This window comes from Ancalomicrobiaceae bacterium S20, from assembly GCA_040269895.1.
Lineage (GTDB): Bacteria > Pseudomonadota > Alphaproteobacteria > Rhizobiales > Ancalomicrobiaceae > Methyloraptor > Methyloraptor flagellatus.
Window position 1 is genome coordinate 4,714,819 of sequence record CP158568.1, and the last position, 7,682, is coordinate 4,722,500.

Sequence of the window (7,682 nt, forward strand, 5' to 3'; positions counted from 1 at the left end):
CGAACGTCCGGCAATGGCCCGATTGCGAAATCCGGGGGGCGCGCGTATATAGGCGCCAATCCCGTCAATTCGACGTCTATCAAGTTTCGCCCGCGGGAGGCCCGGGCGAAACGCCAAGGAGGGTCTATCCCATGACGACTCAGGCCAACACGCCGCTGATGCCCAAGGCCACGGCCGTCTGGCTGGTCGAGAACACCGCGCTGTCGTTCGACCAGATCGCGGCTTTCTGCCGCCTGCACCCGCTCGAGGTGAAGGCGATCGCCGACGGCGAGGCCGCGCAGGGCATCAAGGGCCTCGATCCGCTCAACTCCGGACAGCTGACCCGCGAGGAGATCGAGCGGGCGCAGCGCGATCCGAACCATCGCCTGAAGCTCGCCGACCGCAAGGTCAAGGTGCCAGAGGCCAAGCGCCGCGGCCCGCGCTACACGCCGGTGTCGCGCCGCCAGGATCGCCCGAACGCCATCCTCTGGCTGCTGCGCAACCATCCGGAGCTCAAGGACGCGCAGATCATGCGTCTGGTCGGCACGACCAAGACCACGATCCAGCAGATCCGCGAGCGTTCGCACTGGAACGCCGCCAACCTGACGCCGATGGATCCGGTCACGCTCGGCCTGTGCTCGCAGCTCGAGCTCGATCTCGAGGTCGAACGCGCCGCCCGCTCGATGCCGCGCCGCGAGGGCGACGATCCGAACGCCGCGACGCTGATCCCGGTCGAGGAGACCACGGCCGAGCAGGCGCTCGAGGCCTATGGCACGCTGCGCGATCGCGAGGATCAGCGCGAGGCCGAGGAACTCGACGCCGACAAGATCTTCGCCAAGCTGAAGAGCCTCAAGGGCCCGGTCGAGGACGAAACGGAGGAGTGATCCGCCGCGTTTCGCCTGCCTCATTCGATAGAACGGCGCCTCCCGCGGGAGGCGCCGTTTTTTTGTGGCTCGACCCTGGTGGCGCTACAGCGGCAGTTCCGGCTGCCGCTCCGGGGCCAGTTCCATGGCGTCGCCGACCGCGATGCGGCCCGGCGTCTTCACCTCGACGTAGATGCCGCAATCGGAATGGCCGCGCAGGCCCATGATGGTGCGCGGGATTTCCATGTCGCGGGCCGCGGTCGACGGGTCGACGTTGGTCGCGGCGCAACGCACCGTGCGCTTGACCGCCTCGAGGCGGACGCCGCCGACGGTGAATTCGCGGCCGATCAGCTCCAGTTCCTCCCAGGCCGGCAGGCCGTCGAGATAGAGGTTGGCCCGGAAGCGCAGTGGATCGACGGGGCGGCCGATCTCTTCCTCAATGGCGCGGACGGTCGCCAGATTGACGACATGCAGCACCTTCTTCGCCACGTCGGAGAAGCTGTGGCCGGGCGCCTCGAGGAAGCGCGGCGCGCCGCGCAGATCGCTTGCGAAACGCGCCGAGACCCAGGCCTCGATCGCGGCGCGGCCTTCAGGCGTGTCGACCGAGGCGACCACCGGCGCCCGGCCGGGTTCGGAGAAGCTCAGCGTCCGCGTCGCGGGATCGAAGCGGCTGGCGATGTTGGCGACCGCCTCGTTCCGCATGAGCATCAGAAAGCGGATCTTGGGCAGATGCGCCGGCGCCGCCGGATCGAAGCCGGAGGGGCCGTTTTCGATCGCGAAGGCACGGTCATGGGCGATCGTCTGGCCCGGCAGGAGGTCGACCGCATCGAGCCGTTCGGGCGAAAAACCCTTCAGCGGATAACGATAGAGCGCGGCGATCCGGAGCGTCATGAGGTCCTCCTCGGCGGATATCGGCCCTTGCGGTAATCCGGGGCCGTGGAACGGTCAATCGCCGGGCTGTCCTGCGAAACCCGCCGAGCTGAGGCCGTAACGTCGATCGCGGCGATCGGGGAGGCGGCGAGCGCCCTGCAAAAGTCCGTAGCGTCACGGCTCTTACCGCGCGCGCGGTGCCTTCCTATATGCGGTCACGAGCACGTGAGACCGTCGCCAGTCGGGACGGACTTCACCCCTTCGGGCTCGCCTGACTTAATGGTCGGCCTTGCGGCCGATCATGGACGGCGGGGGCCGAGCGGATCTCAATCCCATGACGCCCCGGCCGGGCTACGGACGGGCGGGGCGGGCCAGGAGGGACGTTGATGAATCTCGAGAAATACACCGAACGCGCCCGCGGTTTCCTCCAGTCGGCGCAGACCGCCGCGCTGTCGCGCGGCAATCAGCAGTTCCTGCCAGAGCACATCCTCAAAGTGCTGCTCGACGATCAGGAGGGCCTCGCCAGCGGCCTGATCGACCGTGCCGGCGGCCGGTCGAAGGAGGCGCGCGACGCCGTCGATCTGGCGATCGAAAAGCTGCCGAAAGTCTCCGGCGCCAGCGGCCAGCTCTATATGGCGCAGCCGACCGCGCGCGTCTTCGACACGGCCGAGAAGATCGCCGAGAAGGCGGGCGACGCCTTCGTCACCGTCGAGCGGCTGCTGCTCGCGCTCGCCATGGAGAAGGACACCGACGCCGGTCGCATCCTCGCCAAGGCCGGCGTCACCCCGAACGGGCTCAATGCCGCGATCAACGATCTGCGCAAGGGGCGCACCGCCGACAGCGCCTCGGCCGAGAACCAGTACGACGCGCTGAAGCGCTATGCCCGCGACCTGACCCAGGCCGCGCGCGACGGCAAGCTCGACCCGGTCATCGGCCGCGACGAGGAGATCCGCCGCGCGATCCAGGTGCTTAGCCGGCGTACCAAGAACAATCCCGTGCTGATCGGCGAGCCAGGCGTCGGCAAGACCGCGATTGTCGAGGGCTTGGCGCTCCGGATCGTCAACGGCGACGTGCCGGAGAGCCTCAAGGACAAGAAGCTCATGGCGCTCGACATGGGCGCGCTGATCGCCGGCGCGAAATATCGCGGGGAGTTCGAGGAGCGGCTGAAGGGCGTGCTCGCCGAGGTCACCGCGGCCGAGGGCGGCGTGATCCTGTTCATCGACGAGATGCATACGCTGGTCGGCGCCGGCAAGGCGGACGGCGCGATGGACGCCTCGAACCTCCTGAAACCCGCGCTCGCCCGCGGCGAGCTGCACTGCGTCGGCGCGACCACGCTCGACGAGTATCGCAAGCATGTCGAGAAGGATCCGGCGCTGGCCCGGCGCTTCCAGCCGGTGTTCGTCGGCGAGCCGACGGTGGAGGACACCGTCTCGATCCTGCGCGGCCTCAAGGAGAAGTACGAGCTGCACCACGGCGTGCGCATTACGGACTCCGCACTGGTCGCGGCGGCGACGCTGTCGAACCGCTACATCACCGACCGTTTCCTGCCCGACAAGGCCATCGATCTGGTCGACGAGGCAGCGGCGCGGCTCAGGATGCAGGTCGACAGCAAGCCGGAGGAGCTCGACGAGCTCGACCGGCGCATCATCCAGCTCAAGATCGAGCGCGAGGCCCTGAAGAAGGAGACCGATCCGGCCTCCAAGGACCGGCTCGGCAAGCTCGAGAAGGAGCTCTCGGGGCTCGAGGAAGAGTCGACCGCCATGACCACCAAGTGGCAGGGCGAGAAGGACAAGCTCGCCTCGGCGAACAAGCTGAAAGAGAACCTCGACCAGGCCCGGCTCGAACTCGAGCAGGCCCAGCGCAACGGCCGTTTCGACCGCGCCGGCGAACTCGCCTATGGCGTGATCCCCAAGCTCGAAGCCGAGCTGAAGGAGGCCGAGGCGCGGCAGGGCGAGGCGATGCTGCAGGAGCAGGTGACCGCCGACAATGTCGCGCAGGTCGTGTCGCGCTGGACCGGCGTGCCGGTCGATCGCATGCTCGAAGGCGAGCGCGACAAGCTCCTGCGTATGGAAGACGAACTGGCCCGCCGTGTCGTCGGCCAGGCCGAGGCCGTGCATGCGGTCTCGACCGCGGTCAGGCGCGCCCGCGCCGGCCTGCAGGATCCGAACCGGCCGATCGGCTCGTTCATGTTCCTCGGCCCCACGGGCGTCGGCAAGACCGAGCTGACCAAGGCGTTGGCGTCGTTCCTGTTCGACGACGAGAGCGCGATGGTCCGCATCGACATGTCCGAGTACATGGAGAAGCACTCGGTCTCGAGGCTGATCGGCGCGCCTCCGGGCTATGTCGGCTACGAGGAAGGCGGCGCACTGACCGAAGCCGTGCGGCGGCGGCCCTATCAGGTCGTGCTGTTCGACGAGGTCGAGAAGGCGCACCACGACGTGTTCAACGTGCTCCTGCAGGTGCTCGACGACGGCCGGCTGACCGACGGTCAGGGCCGCACGGTCGACTTCCGCAACACGCTGATCATCATGACGTCGAACCTCGGCGCCGAATTCCTCGCCAACCAGCCGGACGGCGAGGATGTCGACGCGGTGCGTGAGCCGGTCATGACCGTGGTCCGCGGCCATTTCCGGCCGGAATTCCTCAACCGTCTCGACGAGATCATCCTGTTCCACCGCCTGAAGCGGACCGAGATGGGGGCGATCGTCGAGATCCAGATGAAGCGGCTCGAAAAGCTGCTCGCCGACCGCCAGATCGTGCTCGACCTCGATCCGTCGGCACGTGCCTGGCTCGCCGACAAGGGCTACGACCCGATCTACGGGGCGCGGCCGCTGAAGCGGGTGATCCAGCGCTTCGTGCAGGATCCGCTCGCCGAGAAGATCCTCGGCGGTTCGGTGCACGACGGCGACAAGGTGCTGGTCACCGGCGGCACGGACCGGCTGTTGTTCCAGGTCGCGGGCAAGGCGGCAGCCGCGGCGGCGTGAGGGGCGGGGGCCGTGCCCCCATCCCGGTTGCAGCCAAAATGAAAAGGTGCCAAAGCCGCCTGCGGGCGGCTTTGGCTTGTCGATCGCTGGTTGCACTCATAAGCTGTATATGGACAAGCATGAGCTGTCAGTCGGCGTCCGTTGATGCCAGATGATCATCTGGTCTGGTCGGCGCGGTCGATGGGATGGGACTGTCCATGGCCGGAACGCAAAAGATCGTCGAGATCAGTTATCCCGAAAGCCTTCCGAAGCCGATCAACACGCTGCATGAGCAGATCCTTTTGGCGTGTATCGCGATGCGGCTCGCGGCACAGCTGGGGATAGGCGAACACGAGAGCCCGTTCGATCAGCTCTCCGACGCAGACGAAGTGTCCGACTTGTCCACCGAGCCGGCTGTTCGTGTTCGCGAGATCAACGCGATCCAGCGCACGGTGGAGGCCCTGACGGCGGAAGGGTTCGACGTCGTCTACATCGACAATTTGTCTTACATGCACAACGGGATCGATGTCGTGGCCAAGGATCGGGGTCATGACATCTTCGTACTGGCGGAGGTGAAGGCGACCTCGAAGCCGATCCGGTCCAGCCTTCGAACCTATCTGAGGTCCACCAAGTACAAGGGCCGTCAGCTGACCCGGGCCTGGTGTTGGGCATCGACGATCGAGACTTTTTCGCTCGGCTCGTCCGCCCGAACATTCCTGCGGCTGTTTCGGGCGGTGATCGAGGGCCGGATCGAGCGGCGGCTCTATGTCTGGTCGGCCGAAGACGATGTCGGGCAGCTGCCGGATCGACCGGTTCAGCATCGGATCTGGCGCGAGGCCGATCTCATTGCCCATGCCGAGTTCGACGACACGATCGATCCCCAATGGTCCGACTGGCTTCGAGAAATCGACGATCGTGAACCGGAATCGGTTGCGCTCTGGTCGGATGGACTGGCGCGCTGACAACGCCCGGGCAGGGCACCTCTCCGCGCGCCTCGGCGCATCTTGTGTTGCGGTGCGGCGAAATCTATCGTCGGAGGAACCAATCGGAGCCCGCCCATGTCCGACGCGTCGGCCGACAGTCTTCCGCATATGCCCGATGTTGTCGCCGATCCGCGGCGGCATGGGCTCTGGGACGATCTGTTCGCCGGTGTCACCGGCACCGCACTGGTCGCGCTCGGCTTCCACATGCTGCAACGCGGCGGGCTCGCCATCGGCGGCACCGCCGGGCTCTCGCTCCTAATCCACTACGCGACGCATCTGCCGCTCGGCGTGCTGTTCTTTCTGGTGAACCTGCCTTTCTACGTCTTCTCGTATCTCGCGGTCGGCCGCGCCTTCACGCTGCGTACCTTCGTCGCCGTGACCGTGCTGTCGGGGGAGGCGATGCTGCTGCCGAAGCTCATGTCCTTCGGCACCATCGAACCGATCTTCGCGGCCGGCATGGGCGGACTGCTCGTCGGCGTCGGGCTGCTCGTACTGATGCGACACCGCTCGAGCCTCGGCGGCTTCGGCATTCTCGCGTTCTATCTGCAGGAGACGCGCGGCTGGAGCGCGGGCAAGGTGCAAATGGCGCTCGACTGCGTGGTCGTTGCGCTCGCCTTCTTCGTGCTCGATCCGATCACGATCGCGATCTCGGTGTTCGGCGCGGTGGTGCTCAATCTCGTGCTGGCGCTCAATCACAAGCCGGGCCGCTACGTCGGCTTCTGAGCCACGACCGGCCAGCTTTGGCGTGGCCGGGGATCAGCCGCGCGCCCACTCGACGAGCGGGGCGATACCGACCGCGATCGCGGCCGCGAACAGCGCGTTGTCCTGGCGCGGCGCGAACATGGGCAGATCCTGACGTGCGGCGTCCAGCAGCGTGCGCGGGCCGCTCCGGCGCAGCGTGTCCAGCGCCGGCCCGAGCAGGCGCAGGAACTCCGGCGTGATGCGGTCGAGGATCGGCCGGATTTCGGTCTTCAGGTCCGGGGCGTCGGCGAAGGGACCATGATCGGTGCGCGTCCATTCGGAAAACAGCCCGGCCTGGATCACCTTCGAGGCCTCGATCTGCGCGCGCAGAAACCGCGTCGCGTGTGCCGGGTCGAGACCCTGCGCCGGGGCGTCGGCCGCGACCTTGTCGATGAGCGCCTTTTCGCGCTCGAGATCCTCGATCGATCCCTTGGTGTTCCATTTCGACTTGGCGACGCCCGGCGCGACGTCGAGGCGCTGGCGGATCACCACGACCAGCGGCGCCGCGGCGTCGAGCGGCGTGACGGCGACGGCGGGGCCGGCAAGCGCAAAAGTCGCGGCGAAAGCGAGCAAGCCGCGGCGATCAATGGAGTGAGCGGCCATGCGTCCTGTCTCCTGAAGGGTCGTTTGCCGGCTCAGTTCGCGCCGGCGACCTTCGACGGCGTGGTCGACTTCGAGATCAGCGCGTCGATGCGTTCGCGCTCCTTGCGGAAGTCCGCCAGCATCGTGCCGCCGAGCTCCTTGCCGCGCGGCAGTTTCACGCGGAGCGGATCGACATAGGCCTGATTGATCAGCACCTCGTAGTGCAGATGCGGCCCGGTCGACATGCCGGTCGAGCCGACGTAGCCGATCACCTGGCCCTGGCGGACCTTGACGCCCGGCGCGATGCCCTTGGCGAAGCCTGACAAGTGGCCGTAGCCGGTCTCGTAGCCGTTGTTGTGCTGCAGGCGGACGTACCGGCCGTAGCCGCCCTTCCAGCCGGCGCTCTCGACCGTGCCGTTGCCGGACGCCAGCACAGGCGTGCCGTGCGGATAGGCCCAGTCGACGCCGGTGTGCATGCGATAGTAGCCGAGGATCGGGTGGCGGCGGCCGCCGAAGCCGGAGCGCAGGATGCCGCCGTCCATCGGCTTGCGGACCAGGAACTTCTTCGCGCTTCTGCCGGCCTCGTCGTAATAGTCGACCGTGCCGTCGTCCGGCGAGCGATAGCGATAGTAGCGCTTGAACTGACCCTTCACGTTGACGCCGGCGTAGAGGATCTCCTGCGGCGCGTTCGGGTCGTTGTC

7 protein-coding genes (1 of these 7 running past the window's edge) are annotated in these 7,682 nt (G+C 67.1%); 4 read left to right on the forward strand and 3 right to left on the reverse strand.

From position 1 onward, the window contains the following. The first annotated feature begins 131 nt into the window (after positions 1–131). Positions 132–863: a DUF1013 domain-containing protein gene (locus tag ABS361_21320; protein ID XBY44519.1), complete on the forward strand. Its 732-nt coding sequence runs from the start codon at positions 132–134 to the stop codon at positions 861–863. 84 nt (positions 864–947) lie between these two features. On the opposite strand, the gene ABS361_21325 is transcribed toward ABS361_21320, so the two are convergent. Beyond that, a complete protein-coding gene (locus tag ABS361_21325; GenBank protein ID XBY44520.1) occupies positions 948–1,733 on the reverse strand; it encodes an MOSC domain-containing protein in 786 nt (261 codons plus the stop codon). A gap of 365 nt (positions 1,734–2,098) precedes the next feature. On the opposite strand from ABS361_21325, the gene clpB reads away from it, so the two are divergent. The 3 genes from clpB to ABS361_21340 all read left to right on the forward strand — a co-directional run bounded on the left by clpB (position 2,099) and on the right by ABS361_21340 (position 6,381). Then, positions 2,099–4,696, forward strand: a complete 2,598-nt coding sequence (clpB, locus tag ABS361_21330; protein ID XBY44521.1) for an ATP-dependent chaperone ClpB — start codon at positions 2,099–2,101, stop codon at positions 4,694–4,696. Between the two features lie 197 nt (positions 4,697–4,893). After that, a complete protein-coding gene (locus ABS361_21335) occupies positions 4,894–5,637 on the forward strand; it encodes a hypothetical protein (protein ID XBY44522.1) in 744 nt (247 codons plus the stop codon). A 96-nt stretch (positions 5,638–5,733) separates the two neighbouring features. Continuing rightward, positions 5,734–6,381, forward strand: coding sequence for a YitT family protein (locus tag ABS361_21340; protein ID XBY44523.1), 648 nt, complete (start codon positions 5,734–5,736; stop codon positions 6,379–6,381). A gap of 33 nt (positions 6,382–6,414) precedes the next feature. Here the strand turns inward: ABS361_21340 and aroQ are convergent, their stop codons facing one another. Both aroQ and ABS361_21350 read right to left on the reverse strand, forming a co-directional pair. Continuing rightward, entirely contained in the window at positions 6,415–7,002 is a 588-nt protein-coding gene (gene aroQ, locus ABS361_21345) for a gamma subclass chorismate mutase AroQ (protein XBY44524.1), read from the reverse strand. 32 nt (positions 7,003–7,034) lie between these two features. Beyond that, positions 7,035–7,682, reverse strand: partial view of a M23 family metallopeptidase gene (locus ABS361_21350; GenBank protein XBY44525.1) — the 3' end only. It continues 1,344 nt past the right edge of the window; the window shows 648 of its 1,992 coding nt (coding positions 1,345–1,992); its start codon lies off the right edge, out of view; its stop codon occupies positions 7,035–7,037.